At 38.9% G+C, this 17,688-nt stretch carries 15 protein-coding genes; 9 read left to right on the top strand and 6 right to left on the bottom strand.

Going from position 1 to position 17,688, the window contains the following annotated elements:
• Genes ACYZ0U_RS15625 through ACYZ0U_RS15610 form a run of 4 tightly spaced genes read left to right on the top strand, consistent with a single transcriptional unit; the run spans position 1 to position 4,284 of the window.
• The gene (locus ACYZ0U_RS15625) at positions 1 to 783 is read left to right on the top strand and encodes a DUF4129 domain-containing protein (protein ID WP_461453474.1); all 783 of its coding nucleotides are present in this window, start codon (positions 1 to 3) and stop codon (positions 781 to 783) included.
• Positions 780 to 1,952, top strand: a complete 1,173-nt coding sequence (locus ACYZ0U_RS15620; protein WP_461453473.1) for a DUF4350 domain-containing protein — start codon at positions 780 to 782, stop codon at positions 1,950 to 1,952. Before ACYZ0U_RS15625 ends, ACYZ0U_RS15620 begins: the two co-directional genes overlap by 4 nt.
• A 4-nt stretch (positions 1,953 to 1,956) precedes the next feature.
• The gene (locus tag ACYZ0U_RS15615) at positions 1,957 to 2,934 is read left to right on the top strand and encodes an AAA family ATPase (RefSeq protein ID WP_461453472.1); all 978 of its coding nucleotides are present in this window, start codon (positions 1,957 to 1,959) and stop codon (positions 2,932 to 2,934) included.
• Between the two features lie 3 nt (positions 2,935 to 2,937).
• Complete coding sequence (locus ACYZ0U_RS15610; protein WP_461453471.1) at positions 2,938 to 4,284, top strand: DUF58 domain-containing protein; 1,347 nt, start codon at positions 2,938 to 2,940, stop codon at positions 4,282 to 4,284.
• A gap of 50 nt (positions 4,285 to 4,334) precedes the next feature.
• Here ACYZ0U_RS15610 and ACYZ0U_RS15605 read toward each other — a convergent pair whose 3' ends face one another.
• Positions 4,335 to 4,652, bottom strand: coding sequence for a hypothetical protein (locus tag ACYZ0U_RS15605; RefSeq protein WP_461453470.1), 318 nt, complete (start codon positions 4,650 to 4,652; stop codon positions 4,335 to 4,337).
• A 514-nt stretch (positions 4,653 to 5,166) separates the two neighbouring features.
• Between ACYZ0U_RS15605 and ACYZ0U_RS15600 the strand changes: the two genes are divergently transcribed.
• Positions 5,167 to 6,708, top strand: a complete 1,542-nt coding sequence (locus ACYZ0U_RS15600; RefSeq protein ID WP_461453469.1) for an MFS transporter — start codon at positions 5,167 to 5,169, stop codon at positions 6,706 to 6,708.
• Position 6,709: 1 nt separating this feature from the next.
• On the opposite strand, the gene ACYZ0U_RS15595 is transcribed toward ACYZ0U_RS15600, so the two are convergent.
• Together ACYZ0U_RS15595 and ACYZ0U_RS15590 are read right to left on the bottom strand one after the other, a co-directional pair.
• A complete protein-coding gene (locus tag ACYZ0U_RS15595) occupies positions 6,710 to 8,059 on the bottom strand; it encodes a MutS-related protein (RefSeq protein WP_461453468.1) in 1,350 nt (449 codons plus the stop codon).
• A 55-nt stretch (positions 8,060 to 8,114) separates the two neighbouring features.
• Positions 8,115 to 8,894: a M90 family metallopeptidase gene (locus ACYZ0U_RS15590; RefSeq protein WP_461453467.1), complete on the bottom strand. Its 780-nt coding sequence runs from the start codon at positions 8,892 to 8,894 to the stop codon at positions 8,115 to 8,117.
• Between the two features lie 141 nt (positions 8,895 to 9,035).
• On the opposite strand from ACYZ0U_RS15590, the gene ACYZ0U_RS15585 reads away from it, so the two are divergent.
• Both ACYZ0U_RS15585 and ACYZ0U_RS15580 read left to right on the top strand, forming a co-directional pair.
• Positions 9,036 to 9,305: a DUF4342 domain-containing protein gene (locus tag ACYZ0U_RS15585; protein ID WP_461453466.1), complete on the top strand. Its 270-nt coding sequence runs from the start codon at positions 9,036 to 9,038 to the stop codon at positions 9,303 to 9,305.
• Positions 9,306 to 9,390: 85 nt separating this feature from the next.
• On the top strand, positions 9,391 to 10,329 hold the full coding sequence (locus ACYZ0U_RS15580; RefSeq protein WP_461453465.1) for a D-2-hydroxyacid dehydrogenase family protein: 939 nt from the start codon (positions 9,391 to 9,393) through the stop codon (positions 10,327 to 10,329).
• Here ACYZ0U_RS15580 and ACYZ0U_RS15575 read toward each other — a convergent pair.
• Both ACYZ0U_RS15575 and ACYZ0U_RS15570 read right to left on the bottom strand, forming a co-directional pair.
• Entirely contained in the window at positions 10,326 to 10,982 is a 657-nt protein-coding gene (locus tag ACYZ0U_RS15575; protein WP_461453464.1) for an START domain-containing protein, read from the bottom strand. The genes ACYZ0U_RS15580 and ACYZ0U_RS15575 overlap by 4 nt on opposite strands.
• A gap of 120 nt (positions 10,983 to 11,102) precedes the next feature.
• Entirely contained in the window at positions 11,103 to 11,654 is a 552-nt protein-coding gene (locus tag ACYZ0U_RS15570; RefSeq protein WP_461453463.1) for a ferritin, read from the bottom strand.
• 308 nt (positions 11,655 to 11,962) lie between these two features.
• On the opposite strand from ACYZ0U_RS15570, the gene ACYZ0U_RS15565 reads away from it, so the two are divergent.
• Positions 11,963 to 14,836, top strand: a complete 2,874-nt coding sequence (locus ACYZ0U_RS15565) for a TonB-dependent receptor (RefSeq protein WP_461453462.1) — start codon at positions 11,963 to 11,965, stop codon at positions 14,834 to 14,836.
• Between the two features lie 80 nt (positions 14,837 to 14,916).
• On the opposite strand, the gene ACYZ0U_RS15560 is transcribed toward ACYZ0U_RS15565, so the two are convergent.
• Entirely contained in the window at positions 14,917 to 16,410 is a 1,494-nt protein-coding gene (locus tag ACYZ0U_RS15560; protein WP_461453461.1) for a cryptochrome/photolyase family protein, read from the bottom strand.
• Positions 16,411 to 16,551: 141 nt separating this feature from the next.
• Here ACYZ0U_RS15560 and ACYZ0U_RS15555 point away from each other — a divergent pair, with 141 nt between their 5' ends.
• Positions 16,552 to 17,655 (top strand): substrate-binding domain-containing protein, encoded by a 1,104-nt coding sequence (locus ACYZ0U_RS15555; protein WP_461453460.1) that lies wholly within the window; start codon positions 16,552 to 16,554, stop codon positions 17,653 to 17,655.
• The last annotated feature ends 33 nt before the right edge of the window (positions 17,656 to 17,688 follow it).

Here is a 17,688-nt window from a genome sequence, read left to right as displayed (position 1 = left end):
ATGTATAAACTGCTGATTGTTTTCGTATTGATTTTTGGCGTTTTTTTTAGGGCAGAAGCTAAAGGTACTAAAAAGCCTGTTTCGGGCCAGCCATCAGCTTTGCGGGTTCTTAAAATTCCTGTTGTTGACTCTTTTCGGATGGATACTACAGCTAAATTAAACCTGCAGAATTTTAATACAGATAGCCTGAACAAGTATCGTAATAACCCTGATTTTCAATATGATGATAATACAAAAAAAGCAGGCTTAAGCTGGTGGGAGAGGCTTTGGTTGTGGTTTTGGACATTAATTGAAAAGCTATTTAATAGCGGATCTTCGGCAATGCCGTCGCTACCCTTCATGAAATACGTGATATGGGCATTAGCTTTAGGGTTGCTTATATTTATGATTGTTAAAATGGCCGGGCTTAATATAGCCAACATATTTAACCGGATGCCGAAAAATATCCAGGTTCCATATAGCGAATCGCTTGAAAATATTCACCAGATAACTTTTGAAGAAGAAATTGAAAAAGCGCTTAACCAGCATAATTATCGGTTGGCTATTCGTTTGCTATACTTAAGTACGTTAAAGCAACTTAACGACAGGCAATTGATAGAATGGCAATTGGAAAAAACAAATTCAGCCTATTTAATTGAGTTAAAAGATGCTAACCAAAAGCAAACCTTTGGTATACTAACCCGTCAGTTTGAGTATGTTTGGTATGGCGATTTTCCGGTAGACGCGCAGTTGTATCAAAACATCAATACTTTATTTCACGATTTTAAACTGATGCTGAAATGAAGGACCTGAAGCTTTACATATTTTTAGCATCGGCGCTATTGGTATTTTACATTGTAGCCCAGTATAATAAACCTAAACCTACTGATTGGTCAACAACATTAGTTAATACCGATAAAATACCTTTTGGTACATATATACTTTATAACCGGGTTGACGATATCTTTCCGGGAGCGAAGGTTACGACGTACCGTGAACCTGTTTACAATGTGATAAATGATGAGCATATAAATAACAGTGCCTACATAATTATAGCCCAGCAGGTTAATTTAAATAAATTTGACTACCAGGTACTTACTAAATATATTGAAAAAGGCAATGATGTTTTTATCGCGGCAGAATCTTTCGGCCCTGAAATATTTAAGGAACTGGGTGTGTCGGCATCTTCGGAGTACCGGAGCGGTACCGCAACACGTATTGGTTTTGTAAACAAAAAGATCAATACTGATCTGTACGATGTGGATAAAGGCTGTAGTGACGGCACTTTTGCCAATTTCAACAGGAATAAAGCCATAGTATTAGGTAAAAATGAATACCAAAGCGCTAACTACCTGAAATTCCCGATGGGTAAAGGTAATTTATACCTGAATGCAAACCCTATGATGTTTACCAATTATAGTTTGTTGCAGGATATGGGGTCATCATATGCTTCAATCGCTTTATCTTATCTTAAAAATCAGAAGTTGATTGTATGGGATGAGTATTATACTCAGGATAGGGCAGGTGGAGAATCACCTATGCGGGTTTTCCTTAATAATTACCAGTTGCGTTGGGCTTTTTACATCGCGTTTTTTACCATGGTGGTTTTTGTTTTGTATGAAATGAAACGCCGCCAGCGCATTATTCCTGTTATTGAGCCGTTGGCTAATACCACGGTTGAGTTTGCGAATGTGGTGGGCCAGGTTTATTATGAACAACGTAATAACAGTAATATCGCGCAAAAAAAGGTAGCTTATTTTCTGGAACACATCAGGGCTGAATACAATATGCGAACCAACGTTTTTGACGATGAATTTGTCGATTTGCTCACGCGAAAAAGCGGCGCAGATCCGGAGCTTGTTAAAAGGCTAATACAACAGGTTGTTTATGTGCGTGTGCCTTCGCCAATTAGTAATAATGATCTGATCAGTTTAAACCAAAATATCGAACAATTTTATACTCAATCCAGCTAAATATATGGAACAGGAATTTTTTGAACAACGCACCGACCTTAGCAAATTAAACAGCGCGGTTGAGCAAATAAAAGCCAATATTGCCAAAATAGTGGTAGGTCAGCATGATGCTATCGATCTGTTGATCGCAGGTATACTGGCCGATGGGCATATTCTAATCGAAGGCGTGCCAGGAATAGCTAAAACGCTTACCGCTAAGCTGATCGCTAAAAGTATTAACGCTAAATTTTCGCGTATACAGTTTACACCGGATCTGATGCCATCGGATGTTTTAGGCACCACTGTATTTAACCCGAAAACGGTAGAGTTTGATTTTAAGCAGGGCCCTATCTTCGGCAATATTATTTTGGTGGATGAGATTAACCGGGCGCCTGCCAAAACACAGTCGGCTTTGTTCGAGGTGATGGAAGAGCGCCAGATAACTATCGATGGGCACAGCCATAAAATGGCGGAACCATTCCTGGTTTTGGCCACGCAAAATCCTGTTGAACACGAAGGAACTTACCGTTTACCGGAGGCACAACTCGATCGTTTTTTATTTAAGATAGAAGTTAAATACCCATCGTTAGAAGATGAGATCGCGATCATCAGCCAGCAGCATCAGCAAAAAACAACCGACCAACTGGCGGATATAACGCCAATACTATCTGCAGAAGATATCATCGCGTTACGTGCGCAGGTTAGAGGATTGCATGTTGAACCTAAATTGCTGGAGTTTGTTGCTAAGATCATTCATGAAACGCGTAATAACAAATCCCTTTTCCTGGGTGGTTCCCCACGTGCTTCGTTGGCAATTGTAAACAGCGCTAAAGCCTTGGCTGCTATGAAGGGCCGTGATTTTATTACTCCTGAAGATATTATTTGGGTAGCCCCGGCTGTTTTAAGGCACCGCATTATGCTTACCCCGGATAAAGAAATGGAAGGCGTTACACCTGATGAAGTAGTGGCCCAGATCATTCAAAAAATTGAAATTCCCCGCTAAACTTTGAAAGCACTATTCACTAACTTTTATAAAAACCTGTTCTTGTGCAGTCGCCTATTTATCGGCATGGGCTGCGCTGTAGTGCTTTTTTTGCTTTCGTTTTTCTTTACGTGGCTGGGCGATATCCCGGTGATATTCTTTAGCGCGGTTTGTTTATTGCTATTGATAGATATTTGGTTGTTGTACCGCCAAAGTAAAAGCATGTTCGCCCGCAGGATAACCCCCGAGCGATTAAGCAACGGCGACGAAAATGAGATCAGCATTTATATTGAAAGCTATTATCCTTTCGCGGTGGATGTAGAGATTATTGATGAGATACCGCACCAGTTTCAAAAGCGGGATGTGCTTTTTAAAACCAACCTAACTTCGCGGCAGCATAAAATGTTGAATTACCTCTTGAGGCCAACCAAGCGCGGAGAGTATGAATTTGGATTGATAAGGGTTTATGTAAAATCGCCGTTAAGGCTGGTTAGCCGCAGGTTTAATTTCGAGCAAAGTGAAACTTTGCCGGTTTATCCGTCCTTTTTGCAGATGCGCAAATACGAGCTGATGGCTATTTCAAACCGGCTGAATGAGATCGGTATTAAAAAGATTCGCCGACTGGGTAACAGCATGGAGTTTGAGCAGATTAAGAACTATGTTGCCGGTGATGATTACCGCACTGTAAACTGGAAGGCCACAGCGCGCCAGGGCAACCTGATGGTAAACACCTTTACCGAAGAAAAATCGCAGCATGTATACTGTGTTATTGATAAATCGCGGGTAATGAAAATGCCCTTCGAGGGTTTAAGTCTGCTGGATTATGCAATAAACGCCAGTTTGGTGCTTTCAAGCGTTGCATTGTTAAAGGAAGACAAAGCGGGGTTAATTACCATTTCCGACAAAAAAGGATCAATCATACCTGCTGAAAAACGGCCTACGCAGCTTAATAAAATAATGGAAGTTTTGTACAGGGAAAAGACACGTTACCTGGAAACTAATATGGAGTTATTGTATAGCACCATTCGCAGCACATTAAAGCAACGGAGCCTGGTAGTTTTCTTTACAAACTTTGAGAGTGCCTCCGCATTACAAAGGCAATTGCCATTTTTAAAGAAGATAGCACGCTTTCATTTATTGGTAATGGTGTTTTTTGAAAATACCGAATTGAAAGCCTTAAGCGAAGAACCCGCAATAAATGTAGAGGGAATCTACATAAAAACCATTGCCGAAAAGTTTGTTTACGAAAAGAAACTCATCGTAAGGGAATTAGCAAGGCACGGTATCCAATCAATCTTAACAGAGCCGCAAAACGTCACCGTAAACACAATTAATCGCTACCTGGAAATAAAGGCAAATCAAAAGTTATAGACAAAAAAAATGCCCGTATAAACAGGCATTGCATACAGTTTTTTTTAAGCTTAGGATGCTTTGGCTAATAAAGGTTTTTTAGGCTCTTGATAATATAAAGGGGCAGCTTCTTTTTCTTCGGCTTTTGTTTCGTATTTTTCTTTCAGCTTGTTAAATAACATAAAGCTATAAGCATCACTAAAAGGCATTGCATTACCAGAAAACGCGTTTGGATGTAACTCAAGAAAGGCGGGGCTTACCTTTAAATTTTCGTGGTTAATATGCACTAAACCTGAATCGATATCATTACCAAAAATTACGAAAGTATCAAAGCTGTTACCTTCTCTGTCTGTATAGATTACTACGTCGTTTTCTTTAAAGTTTTTCATTATATGCCCTGTTTAGCATATTAGTAACAAATAGAATGCCGTAAAAGGTACAAATACCGCATTTTTAACCGGTTGATTAGACAATTTACGTATATAAAGGTTTAAAATCAATTTAAGTGGCTGATTTTCAAATAGGATTTGAATAAAGTAGGGGTAATGCCTTCAGTTATTTTAAAAGCACGGCAAAAGTAGTTGAGGTTATTGAAACTGGCTTTAAAACATACATCATATACACAATTGTATGGATTACTCATCAGTCGTTTAGCCAATTGTATACGCTAGCATATAATTAGCTAAATTAATATGTCAAAGAACTATCGGTACGCTTTCTCAAGCGAATAATGGATTTAAATTGATTGTTATTGTGGGATACTCCAAATTTACAGAGAGTAATTTGTAAAAGTACTGACACTGTTTTGTCAGTACTTTTACAAATTGGCTTGGATAAGTAATATATCAAGTCCTGTTATTCCACTCGTTTTTTGTAGCTTTACTAAATAGTAAACCTCAAATTATGGCTACAGTAGCCTTGCGTAGTCCGGCAGGCAGATGGATCTTAGTTTCTTCCATTTTAGCTTCATCAATGGTTTTTATTGATGGCAGTGCGCTAAATGTGGTTTTACCCTCCTTGCAAAAAAGCCTGCAGGCCACAGGCCCCGATCTTTTCTGGATTCTTAATGCCTATTTACTGATACTGGCTTCACTCATTCTCATCGGTGGATCTATTGGCGATAAGCTTGGCCGTAAAAAGGTGTTTATGGCGGGTATTTTTATTTTCATCTGCGGATCAGCAGCATGCGGATTTGCGCCTACTGTACTTTACCTGATCGCTTTTAGAATGATACAGGGAGTCGGCGGTGCATTGATGATCCCGGGTAGCCTATCGCTTATCTCATCATCCATTAATCCAAAAGAGCGGGGAAAGGCTATTGGTACATGGTCGGCATTTGCAACTGTAGTAACCATTGGTGGCCCAATATTGGGTGGTGCTTTAGGCGATGCCGGTTTATGGCGATACATATTCTTTATCAATGTGCCTATCGGTATAGCTGCGCTCATAATGCTGGGGCTCAAGGTAAATGAGATAAAGGATGAGGATAGCGATAGCTCATTAGATTTTCCCGGTGCTGTTACTATCGCATTAGGCTTAGCACTGGTTACTCTTGGTTTCTTACGGATGCCCGCAGTCGGAATGGATAACTGGCAGGTTTATTTATCGCTTATCGGTGGCATTGTATCGCTTTCGCTTTTTGTAATTATCGAAACAAAAAGTAAAAGCCCAATGATGCCTTTGCAACTGTTTAAAAATCAGACTTTTGCTGGTACTAATTTACTAACCCTATTTTTGTATGCAGGGTTGGGTGCGGGAATGCTGTTCATGTCGCTTGATTTAGTGCAGGTGCAGGGTTATTCACAACTCAAATCAGGGTTAACGTTTTTGCCTTTTACGCTGATGATGATCACGCTCGCGCGTTTTGCAGGTGGCTTAGCAGATAAGTATGGCCCACGATGGCTGTTGATATTTGGCCCGGCAACGGCTGGCTTGGGATTGCTGATCTTATCCTTTATCAAGCAAACCAATGGCCCGGCGGATTACTGGACCTCATTTTTTCCCGGCATGCTTGTTTTTGGTTTAGGCATATCATTTACAGTCGCACCGCTCACCACCGCGGTTATGACCTCGGTAAGTGACCATTTCTCAGGTACCGCTTCGGGCGTGAATAATGCCATCTCACGCGTTGCTAATGTTTTTGCTATCGCGATATTTGGTGCTTTGGCGGTATTATTTTATAGCGGGGCTTTACAACAACAATTAAAAACCATCAACCTAAATCCTAAACAAAAACAGGAAGTAATGGTACAGGCGGCCAATTTAGGTAATGCTAAAGTTCCTCAAGACATTTCAGCTCATAAAGTAGTTGAAAAAGCCTATCACCAAAGTTTCATAAAAGCTTATGCCAATATTATGCGGATAGCGGCAATACTTAGTTTTTTAGGGGCGCTGATGGCGGTGTTATTTGTGCGAACTACGTTTATTAAATTAAATAAGACTTAACTTACTTTATTGCCCCCTCAATTATCTCCACAATTCCTTCATTCCTGACTATCCACATACCCAGGCGTTCTTCAGTAATTCCTTCCTTAAGCTTATAAGTGTAAGTTGGATTGCCATTTTCAAAAACGGTTTCCATGTATCTAAAATCGATATTGCCGATGTTTTTAAGATCATTAGCAACCTCGATAATATGAGTGGATACCATAAAAAAACACTTTCTCACCTTTGCAAAAGCGGAGATAATAGCCAATGAAGCGTCGTAGGCATCTTTTACGTTAGTGCCCCTGAACAGCTCATCAAAAATTACAAATATGTTTTGTGACTCATTTATTTTATTGGCAACGTGTTTTACCCGCAACACTTCGCTATAAAAATGACTATGGCCCTGGTCGATGTTATCATCAATGTTAATTGTAGTTATCAACCCATCAAAAACACTTGTTTCCATATAACCGGCTAGTACCGGAAACCCTATGTGCGCCAGGTAAATGGAAACACCAACACTTTTTAAAAAAGTTGATTTGCCTGCCATATTAGTGCCCGTTACAAAACATAAATTATGGTTACGATCAAAGGCTACATCATTAGCTATCGGATTATTAATGAATGGATGGAAAAGTCTTTTGATGATTAAAAGCCGTTGCCCGTCATTTTTAATTACAGGCAAGCTGAGTCCAAGGCTTTTGGCAGTATTACTAACAGAGATATAAAGATCTAATTGATAAATAATATCCAGCATGATCATTATTTCTTCTTTAGCGGTATGCTTAAAAATTTGATCTGCGCGGGATAGTTCAAAGGGGTTTATATTGGGTTTCTCCATTAATCCTTTGATAAAGACCAAATCTTCAGTTCTAAATATAGCCGAAATGGTTTTCTTGAAGTCCTGTAATATTTTAGGAGAAGCTCTAAAATCTTTATCGATAAAATCAAGCAAGGTGGCTAAAACGCTTAAGGTATTACCAACGCCCTGCTGAGTTACGTAATAATCATTATTGCTGTTTAATGTATATACAATCTTCTCAACCGAATAAACAACCTTTTCAAACAAGCTGATTATTTTAGCAAAGGATCTTTTGGGGGAGTGCCTCTTGAGATAGAATTCTGCAAAATCACAGGATTGCTTTTCAATATTCAGATTGTGGTCGGAATTAAAAAAATACCCTATAATTTCTATCCTGTTTTTTAATTCTTTTGCATCAGTAAGCGGCTTTTTAAATAGCTCTACAAGCTTGTCTTGTGCGCCAATTGTTTTGGTATTGCTAAACAGAGCAAATACAGATCTGTGATTATTTGCACTCGGGAATATGCTTAAATCATCAAGCGTTTGCTTATCTATACTGAAGTTCATTTGTGCTTGTAAAGGTTGATAAAGCTATAAATTTCTTTTTTGACATTTAATTGTGTTACTGCGCCAGGTCTTGTCCAAATATCCTGCTTAAATCTGTATATAACTCCGGATGCTTATTTTTTAACTCCTGCGGCTTCTCAAAAAAGTATTCAGATGCCACTGCTAAAAATTCCGCCTCGTTGGTGAGTGCGTAAGGGTTGATATCTGAATGCCCATCACTGATGCGGTGCATTTCCTGGTGCATCATTTTTAACCAGGGCCCGGAATATTCATGAGGAATAAAGGTTTCCGGTACACCATCGGTATCGCCGTCGGCTTTATCTAATAAGTGTACAAACTCATGTATGGCAGCATTTTCTTTACCGCTGTTCTTAGAAAACCCTTTGATGAGTGCAGCTCTCGACAACAACATCTGTCCATTCATATAACCTGATCCCACCATGCCCATAATGTTGCGGTTTTCCCCCTCAAATTGAAAGTCTTTGTCGAAAGTATCCGGATACAATATGACGTTAGTCAAATTTTTATACTTCCATTCCGGGAAACCGAAGATGGGTATCACTGCACTGGATGCGATGAGCACACGGTCAAGGTCGGTTATTTCCGTTCCGATACCTTCGATGTTCGTTTCCGATAAAAAATCAGCTACCCATTGCTCAAACCTGTCTTTTTCGGTATTGTTAAGTTTCTCATAAAATGCTACATGTTCGGTTAATAGCTTTTTGTACTCGGTAGGTTCCAGGTCAATTACTGCGGGTGTAACCTTTCCTTTTTTGCGGAACACAAAGTAAACGGCAACAATAACAAGCAGGATAATAATGATGGCAGATGTCATGCTGTTATAAGTTTATTTGGGGCGATATGTTTTAATTACCGAATGATTTCGGATTTCGCCGACAAAATGCTATATCACACCGATTTGTATAATGCTTAACTTAGGGTGGTAAATATCTTTGTTGTATAAATACTCAAGATCATGACAAAAGAATCATTTCACGTAACGGGCGAAAACCTGTTGAAGAAAGTAAAAGAACTGATAGCCGAAGGCAATGTGCGCAAAATAACCATCCTCGACAGGCACGACAAAGAAGTGGCAAGCTTTCCGCTGGTATTTGGCGTTGTAGGTGCTTTGTTGATGCCGGTGTTAGTTGCAGTTGGCGCTATCGCTGCTATTATTGGTGAATGCAAAATTTTGGTGGAGCGCGATGAAACCAAAGAGCAACCCGTAGCTGAACAAACCTTATAATTTCTATCGCCGGAAACTTATTTAGCTGAAGCATGTATTATTTAGGTAATGTAATTAAGTTTGCAATACCAATTTATACTACCTCATGAACAATTCTCCGATAAAAATTGCTGTTCTGGATGATTACCAGCAGGTCGCTTTTAAATTCGCTGACTGGTCGGCTATTACTGCGAAAGCCGAAGTAACTATTTTTACTGATCATATAGCTGATGAAGCAAAGGTAATTGAGCGATTATTCCCTTTCCAGGTCATTTGTGTAATGCGCGAGCGTACACCGTTGAAGCAAAATGTCCTATCTAAATTGCCAAACTTAAAACTTATCGTTTCGACAGGTATGCGTAATGCATCTATCGATACCAAAGCAGCTGAAGAATTAGGAATCACTATAAAACACACCCGTTATGTTGAAAGCGGTGCCCCGGAACACACCTGGGCCCTGATTATGGCGATGGCAAGGCATATCCCCACCGAGGTAAATAATTTTAGAGCAGGTGGCTGGCAAACTACTATTGGTAATGATTTTAAGGGAAAAACTATCGGGATTTTAGGGCTTGGAAGGGTTGGGAGCAAAATAGCGGCTTATGCGAAGGCTTTCGATATGAATATTATTGCCTGGAGCCCGAATCTTACCGAAGAAAGGGCTAAAAATGCCGGTGCAACCTTAGTTACTAAAGAAGAATTATTTAAGCAGTCTGATTGGGTTACTATTCACATGGTATTGAGTGATAAAACACGTGGAATAGTAGGTCATGAAGAATTAGAATTAATGAAGCCGACTTCCTGCTTTGTAAATACATCCCGTGGCCCGCTGGCTGACGAAGCTGCTTTGATAGCTGTCTTGAATCAAAACAAAATTGCCAGAGCTATATTAGATGTGTTTGATACAGAACCGCTGCCTGCAGATCATCCCTTCCGTAAAATGAAAAATGTACTGGCAACTCCCCATATTGGTTATGTTACTGAAGAAACTTATAGTGTGTTTTATACCGATACTGTAAAAGCGGTAGCAGAGTGGCTGGGCTAATTTTGAATAAATGGTAATACTTCGTTTTTGTAAACAGGTTTTTGCAATTCTATTCTTAAGTTTTTAAAGATCTGTATTGGCGCTTCGGTGCCAAACATATTGATGAGCCAGGCAGGCAGTTCGCCTCCGGGATCAACATGAAGTGTATATTTAACTCTTATATTACCATTGGATAGGGGAGTTATTTCCCAAACGCTGCCGGAGTGACTTACCCTAACCAGATTCTTATTAACAGGCACTATACCGGGAACAGCTGGCCCATTAACCAATATAACTTTAGTCTCCGGGTTTTGGCTTACTGTTAAGTGAGAAACAAAATCACGGTTCTCAGCAGGCCAGGGCAGTGTAACTTCGGAGTAATAATATAATTCCTGCGGCGATACTTCTTTGACTACCCTGCAAAATTTTGTATGATATAACCATTCTGGTGAATTCTTAATATCCATTAATACAGCAACAAACTGTGATAGGGTAGCTTTGTATTCGCACTCAACTTTAATGGCCTTTATTTTGGAATCAGGCACCAATGATGTGTAAACCTTTATGCCATCATTATCGCTGCTCAGTTTCCAATCGCTTTGCGCTGAAACCAATAGGTGGGTTAAAGAAAATAAGAGGGATAAAAATAATGCTTTGTAACTAACCGGTGGCATAATGGCAAATGTAGGTAAAACAGCTGCCGTTAATATATAGTTTACATGCCAGGTATATTTTTTTACATTAAGATAACTTCCACCGTTAATCGGTAGAAGTTATCTTATGAATTATATTTATTATGGTTTTTCTACGGTAACATCCTGTGCAAGTGTAGCATCGTCAGGTGTTGTTGCCAATTCCTTATCTAAAACATAAAGTGCATCATCTTTGGCATTTTCACCACCGGCAACCTTTATCTTATCTAATAAACCAAGTGCTAAAGTTTCTTCTTCAGTTTGCTCTTTCACAAACCACTGTAAAAAGTTCCAGGTCGCCCAGTCCTTTTCTGCCATGCTCATGTTTACAATATCATAGATCTTGGTTGTGTTCTCCACTTCGTATTTAAACACTTTTTCAAAACAATCATTAACACTAACCGGGTCAGCTCCGGGGCCGGGAATTTCGGTGATAACAACTTTAGCGCCGCGTTTTAAAATGTATTCTAAAAATTTCATCATGTGGTTACGCTCCTCATTGGCATGCCTGAATAAAAAGTTGGCAATACCGCCGTAACCTTTATCATCTGCCCATGATGCATAAGCAAGATATATCTGTGAGTTGTGTGCCTCGTTGGTCATTTGCGCATTCAACGTAGCGGCAAGTGTTGGTGATAATCGGTTTGTTTCCATACGCTATAAAACCGTCTATCTGGTTAAAGGTTTTTAAAATTTTCTTTACTCTTTATTACTTGATAGTTAGCAATTGTGTTTGAGAATATAAGCTATTTTTCATTTTAAAAAAAGATATTTTTTATTATTATGATTTTTTTAATAAAAATGATATCGAATATTTATATTTCTATACTAAACAGTAATTTATATTAATAAAATTTAATCTTTTGTAACATTTTAGTTATTAAAAATAGATTTTTATAAAAAATTAACATTAATTTAGTCATTAATTAACTTAAAATATTTTTCAACCCAAACTAAAATTTATGATTTCACAATTAAGTTTATTATTTATTGGGTTTTTTGTACTGTTAACTACATCTGTTTTTGCTCAAAAGCTCACAGGTAAGGTAACAAGTGTAAATAATCCCGCTACAGGTGTTACTGTAACCGCTTACCCATCCGGTGCAGGTACCTCAACAGATGCTTACGGCATGTATAGCCTCAATCTTAAACCGGGTACTTATAAAGTATCATTTTCCGGTGTTGGTTTTGATAAGCAAGTATTAACGGTAACAATGGTTGCAGGAGAAAATCAAACCTTAAATGCCGACCTAGCCCCGGTCACATCTTCGCTTAAAGAGGTGGTGATTTTGGGTAACCGTGGCGCCGCCCGTTCAAAACTGGACTCGCCGGTGCCTGTTGATGTGATCAGCATTAACCAAACTAATCAAACAACAGCTAAACCCGATTTGATGAGCCAGCTTAACCAGGCTGTTCCATCATTCAACTACAATAAACAAAGTGGTGGCGATGGATCAGACGCGATCGACTTTGCCAGCTTGCGTGGTTTAGGTTTTGATGAAACCTTGGTTTTGGTTAACGGTAAACGTCGTCACTTGTCTGCTTTTGTAAATGAGGTAGGCACCCGTGGCCGTGGTAACAGCGGCACAGATTTAAATGCTATACCTGAAGCAGCTATCGATCACGTGGAAATTGAGCGTGATGGTGCCTCTGCCGAGTATGGTTCTGATGCGATTGCCGGTGTAATTAACATCGTGTTGAGAAAAGATATTAATCACCTGACTGTAAATGCAGGTTTTAGCGGCTATGATGATCAGTCACATAATACTTTAAATTATTCTGATCCATATGCTTACTATACCGGTAAAAAGTTCGATGGCCAAACATTTACTCTTGGGCTTGACGATGGTTTGGCGATAGGAAAAAATGGTGGTTTTATTAATATTGGCGCCAATTACGAAAACCAGGGCAAAACATTCAGGGATGATCCTGATTTGGCAATTAGCCGCGAACGCCGTGCTTTTGGCGATGGTTCTGTTGAGTCTGGTGGAGGAATGTATAATATGGAAATTCCACTCGCAGGAACAAAGACTACATTCTATTCATTTGGTGGTTACAATTATAAACACTCACAAGTTTATGCATACACCCGCAGCTGGAATTATATTGTTAATGGTGATACTTTACGCTCAAACGAAACAAAATATCCAACCGATCCTAAAACAGGAGCTTTGATATTTGTTCCGGGCATTATGAAAGTTGATGCCGCTGCCGGTGTTCCTTTTAATCCGAACAATGTGTATTATGATCCTGAAGAAGATGTTTACATAAAAGATGTATCAGGTGCGTTCGGCTTCAGGGGCACAACTGAAAGTGACTGGGAATGGGATTTAAGCAATAATATTGGCAGAAATGATTTTCATTATTTTGGAGAGAATACGTTCAATGCATCTATCCCTTATGTAGCAGGTCAGCCAATTCAAACGCGCTTTGATGATGGTGGCTTTAACTTTTTACAAAATACAGCGAATGCCGATATAACCAAGCATTTTGCGGGAGTAGCACAAGGCTTGCAATTGTCATTCGGCGGTGAGTACAGGTATGAGCGTTATCATTTATATGCAGGTGAGCCAAACTCGTACATTTATGGTGGCGCAACTTTGCCTGACGGTACAGAGAAAGCTTCAGGTTCTGAAGGATACCCGGGTTACCAGCCATCTGATGCTGTAATTGCCCATCGTAGTAATGAAGCATTATATGCCGAAGGTGCTTTGAATATTACTGATGCATGGTTATTAGATGGAGCCGCACGTGTTGAGCATTACTCTGATTTTGGTGGTGTAAGTACCTTCAAATTAGCAACATCTTATAAGGTTACGGATAATTTTCATTTACGTGGCTCAATTAGTACAGGTTTTCGTGCACCTACCTTACAACAGTTAAATTTTAGCAATACTAATACTTCTATCATCGGTGGTAATTTGGTATACACTAAATTAGTGCCTAATTACTCCGAAGTTGCAGAAACTGCCGGTATCCCCAAATTAAAACAAGAAACATCTGATAATTACAGCTTAGGTTTTGCATGGGAGCCAACAAGCAACTTATCAGTTACTGTTGATGGTTACCAGATCGACGTAAAAAACAGGATCGTAATTTCAGGTTTATATGCTGCCGGTGACCCTACCCTGGGTGCGCCACTAAATAATATATTGGCTGCAAATGGTATTGGTGATGCGCAATTTTTCGCGAATGCTGTTAATACAACCAATAGAGGTGTTGATGTAGTAGTTAACTATCATGTACACTGGGACAAAAGCCACTTTACAGCTTTGTTAGCAGGCAACGTACAAGGCTTAACTATCAACAAAATAAATATACCGTCAACTTTTAAGCACTCAGCTGCGGATAGCGCGACCTTTTTTGATGATAGGGAGCAATATTTTCTGAAAGCAAGTGCGCCAAGAGATAAAATCACCCTTAGCATGGAATATGGTGTGAATAAGTTCTCTTTCGGTACACACATTACCCATTATGGCGATGTTAAGGAATTGGGCTTTGGAGAAGCGAGTGCCCCGGCAAATGCGCCTGACCCGTTCTTTCCTTATGTAACTTTAGATAATGGTAGCGGGGTAGTGCCTGAAATATTTAATTTCTCACCTAAAATAACTACCGATCTATATGTATCGTTAAAAGTTAGCAAGGCATTTTTATGGACTTTAGGCGTAGATAACTTGTTTAATGTACATCCAGACGTAGCTTTGGTAAAAGGTTCTACCAGCCCAACATCAGGAACAAGCTCTTTTGGCGATAGCGAATCTGGTGGCCCTTACGAAGCAGTACAAATGGGTTTTAATGGCACACGCTTATTTACCAAACTAACATTCCGTTTTTAAAAATCGTATTAATAATTTAACTGACCATTATTATTAATCAAGCTCCCGCTAATTAGCGGGAGCTTTTATTTTATAAACAATTATAAATCGTTAAGAAATTTTTCAGCGTTAGCCAGGTGCTTGTCTCTTTTTTCAGCAGGCATCTTATCAAACGTTTTAATTAGCATACCCATTCTCGGATTTTGTAAAAACAGGTTACGATGCACATGCATAAACCGCCAAAATAATCCATCCCATATTTCTTGCCAGGGGCCTTTTTTCCAATCACCCATTTTCATCAGATAATTGCTGCCGCTGATGTAAGGTTTTGTAACTATCAGGCCAGCATCAGCAAATTGGGTCATCCCGTAAACATTCGGTACCATAACCCAATCATAGGCATCAATATACATTTCCATAAACCAACGGTAAACATCATCCGGATTAAATTCGCACAATAGCATAAAATTACCCATCACCATCAATCGTTCAATATGATGGGTATAACCGGTAGCCAGTACTTTTTTAATTACTGTGTCAACCGGTATAATACCGGTTTGCGCGGTCCAAAATGATTTCGGTATCTTTCTGGTAAAGCCCCAAAAATTTGTTGTGCGTTGTTTTACACTTTCGCGCTCATAAACAATATGCATAAACTCGCGCCAGCCTATAATTTGTCTTATAAACCCCTCTAACGAATTTAAAGGAATATCATGTTCAGTTGCTGCAGACAAAGCTTTATCAATTATTTGCTTTGGATTTAACAACCCAACGTTAAGCATAGGCGTTAGTACGGAATGGTTTATGAAACTTTCATCAGCCAGCATAGCGTCTTCGTATATGCCAAAGTTTTTAAAGCGGTTGTCCAGAAAATCGTCGAGCCATAATTCTGCATCGTTGTGTGTAACCGGGTAAAAACCTCCCAGGTTACCAAAAGGGGATTTAGTGTTACCGTAATTGTTTTTGAATTCTTTATCAACCCAGGTTATTGCCTCGGTTACAAAACTATTTACAAGTGGCGGATTTATCAATGGTACTCTTCCGTCCTTTGGAAACTTAAGGCGATTTTCAGAATCATACGTCCACTTGCCGCCAATGGGTTTGCCGTTAGGTTCAATCAGTAAGTTATGTAATTTTCTTTGCCAGGTATAAAAATCAGTTTGAAAATATTTTTTTCGGTTATCAAAATACTCAGTAACATTTTTAAGGGTATTTAAAAAATTTGGCGTATTGTTTTCGTGTAATAATATATCGTGTTCGTCACATTGGCGCTTTAATCTTTTATCCAGCCAATCATCAGCCACCTGGGCAAAATAAATTTGCGCTATTCCCTGATGAGCTAAGTATGGTATTAGTTTTCTGATATCAGACAATTCACTATTTGATTCTATATAATTTACTACAATCCCTTTTTTTATAAGGTAATCTTCATAGTACTTCATAGAGGCACGATGTAAGATCAACTTTTTCTTATTGAAATTATATTGATTAAAATATAAAAAATCCTCTACGAGGTAAACCGGCCGCGATTTGTGTATTGCCGGATGATCCTTAAAAAGCTGGTGCGGAAAAACAAGGGAAATACTTTTACTCATTTTTTTATTACCGGCAAACTAAGTATTTTGTTTATATCCGGATAACTTGCGATAATATAATTATTATGTGTGATTTAATTGTGTGTGTTTTTTAAAAAAGCACGCATTTTTACCATGTAATTTGTAATATTGTATCCAGTAATGAATAAAAAACCTGCTTCGCAAAGTTCCGTCATACGTATTAAGGACATCGCCGTTAAAGCTAATGTATCTACAGGCACTGTTGACCGGGTTATCCATAACCGCGGCCGTGTTGCAGATGATGTAAAAGAGCGGGTATTAAAAATTATAAAGGAACTTAATTACGAGCCAAACATGATGGCCCGCATGTTAGGTTCAAAAAAAACATACCATTTTGCCGCCTTATTACCCGACCATAACTTTGATAATTTTTGGCTTGCACCTAAATTAGGTATAGAAAAAGCAGAGCAGGACCTGAAACAATATGGCGTTACAGTAGAACAATTTGTTTTTGATCCGCATAGTGTTGATTCTTATGTTGCAAAAGCTAACGAGATAACGCAAAAAAAGCCTGACGGAATTTTATTATCACCTATCTATTATAAAGAGACATTGACGTTTTTTGAAAAGTGGCGCGAAGAAGAAATTCCCTTCGTACTATTCAATACACAGATAGCAGATTATGACCCGCTAAGCTATATCGGGCAGGATTCTTATCAAAGTGGTTTGGTTGCGGCCAAATTAGTACATTATGGCCAGCCTGAGCCGTGCTCTATACTGATAGCGCACATTGATGAGGAAATAAGCAACGCGCAGCACTTAGTTAAAAAGGAACAGGGCTTTAAAAATTACTTTGCCCAAAATAATCTGGAGCATCAATATAATATATTGCGTGTTGAGTTAAAAAGGTCAAGCCAGTCGGGTTTTATTAAAAAATTGGATGAGGTTGTTGAGCAAACGCTCGACCTGAAACAAATTTTTGTAACTACATCACAAGCCTATGATGTAGCCAAGTACTTGGAGCAGCGTCATGTTACCCATATTAAATTAATAGGTTATGATTTGATTCCACCTAATCTTCATTACCTGGAGAAAGGCAATATCAGTTTCCTGATCAATCAAAACCCAAAAGGGCAGGGGTATTGGGGTATCTATCAGTTAGCCGAGCACCTGGTATTCAAAAAAGAAGTGCCTATATTAAAGTATCTGCCATTAGATATTGTAACAAAAGAGAACCTGAACTATTTCCTTGACGAAAAGGACCCTGCGTTTACTAATATCTAAAATCACAGATTTCATTATTTTTTGAAACTTATT

Origin of the sequence: Mucilaginibacter sp., from assembly GCF_965225845.1 — a bacterium.
Taxonomy (GTDB): domain Bacteria; phylum Bacteroidota; class Bacteroidia; order Sphingobacteriales; family Sphingobacteriaceae; genus Mucilaginibacter.
This window is presented reverse-complemented; position numbering and strand designations above follow the sequence as displayed.

Bases quoted from the DNA above. Each gene is read 5' to 3' on its own strand.
- ACYZ0U_RS15575 (WP_461453464.1), bottom strand. From the start codon at position 10,982: ATGCCACCGGTTAGTTACAAAGCATTATTTTTATCCCTCTTATTTTCT.
- ACYZ0U_RS15580 (WP_461453465.1), top strand. From the start codon at position 9,391: ATGAACAATTCTCCGATAAAAATTGCTGTTCTGGATGATTACCAGCAG.
- ACYZ0U_RS15600 (WP_461453469.1), top strand. From the start codon at position 5,167: ATGGCTACAGTAGCCTTGCGTAGTCCGGCAGGCAGATGGATCTTAGTT.
- ACYZ0U_RS15615 (WP_461453472.1), top strand. From the start codon at position 1,957: ATGGAACAGGAATTTTTTGAACAACGCACCGACCTTAGCAAATTAAAC.
- ACYZ0U_RS15585 (WP_461453466.1), top strand. From the start codon at position 9,036: ATGACAAAAGAATCATTTCACGTAACGGGCGAAAACCTGTTGAAGAAA.
- ACYZ0U_RS15565 (WP_461453462.1), top strand. From the start codon at position 11,963: ATGATTTCACAATTAAGTTTATTATTTATTGGGTTTTTTGTACTGTTA.
- ACYZ0U_RS15595 (WP_461453468.1), bottom strand. From the start codon at position 8,059: ATGAACTTCAGTATAGATAAGCAAACGCTTGATGATTTAAGCATATTC.
- ACYZ0U_RS15625 (WP_461453474.1), top strand. From the start codon at position 1: ATGTATAAACTGCTGATTGTTTTCGTATTGATTTTTGGCGTTTTTTTT.
- ACYZ0U_RS15570 (WP_461453463.1), bottom strand. From the start codon at position 11,654: ATGGAAACAAACCGATTATCACCAACACTTGCCGCTACGTTGAATGCG.
- ACYZ0U_RS15620 (WP_461453473.1), top strand. From the start codon at position 780: ATGAAGGACCTGAAGCTTTACATATTTTTAGCATCGGCGCTATTGGTA.
- ACYZ0U_RS15560 (WP_461453461.1), bottom strand. From the start codon at position 16,410: ATGAGTAAAAGTATTTCCCTTGTTTTTCCGCACCAGCTTTTTAAGGAT.
- ACYZ0U_RS15605 (WP_461453470.1), bottom strand. From the start codon at position 4,652: ATGAAAAACTTTAAAGAAAACGACGTAGTAATCTATACAGACAGAGAA.
- ACYZ0U_RS15555 (WP_461453460.1), top strand. From the start codon at position 16,552: ATGAATAAAAAACCTGCTTCGCAAAGTTCCGTCATACGTATTAAGGAC.
- ACYZ0U_RS15590 (WP_461453467.1), bottom strand. From the start codon at position 8,894: ATGACATCTGCCATCATTATTATCCTGCTTGTTATTGTTGCCGTTTAC.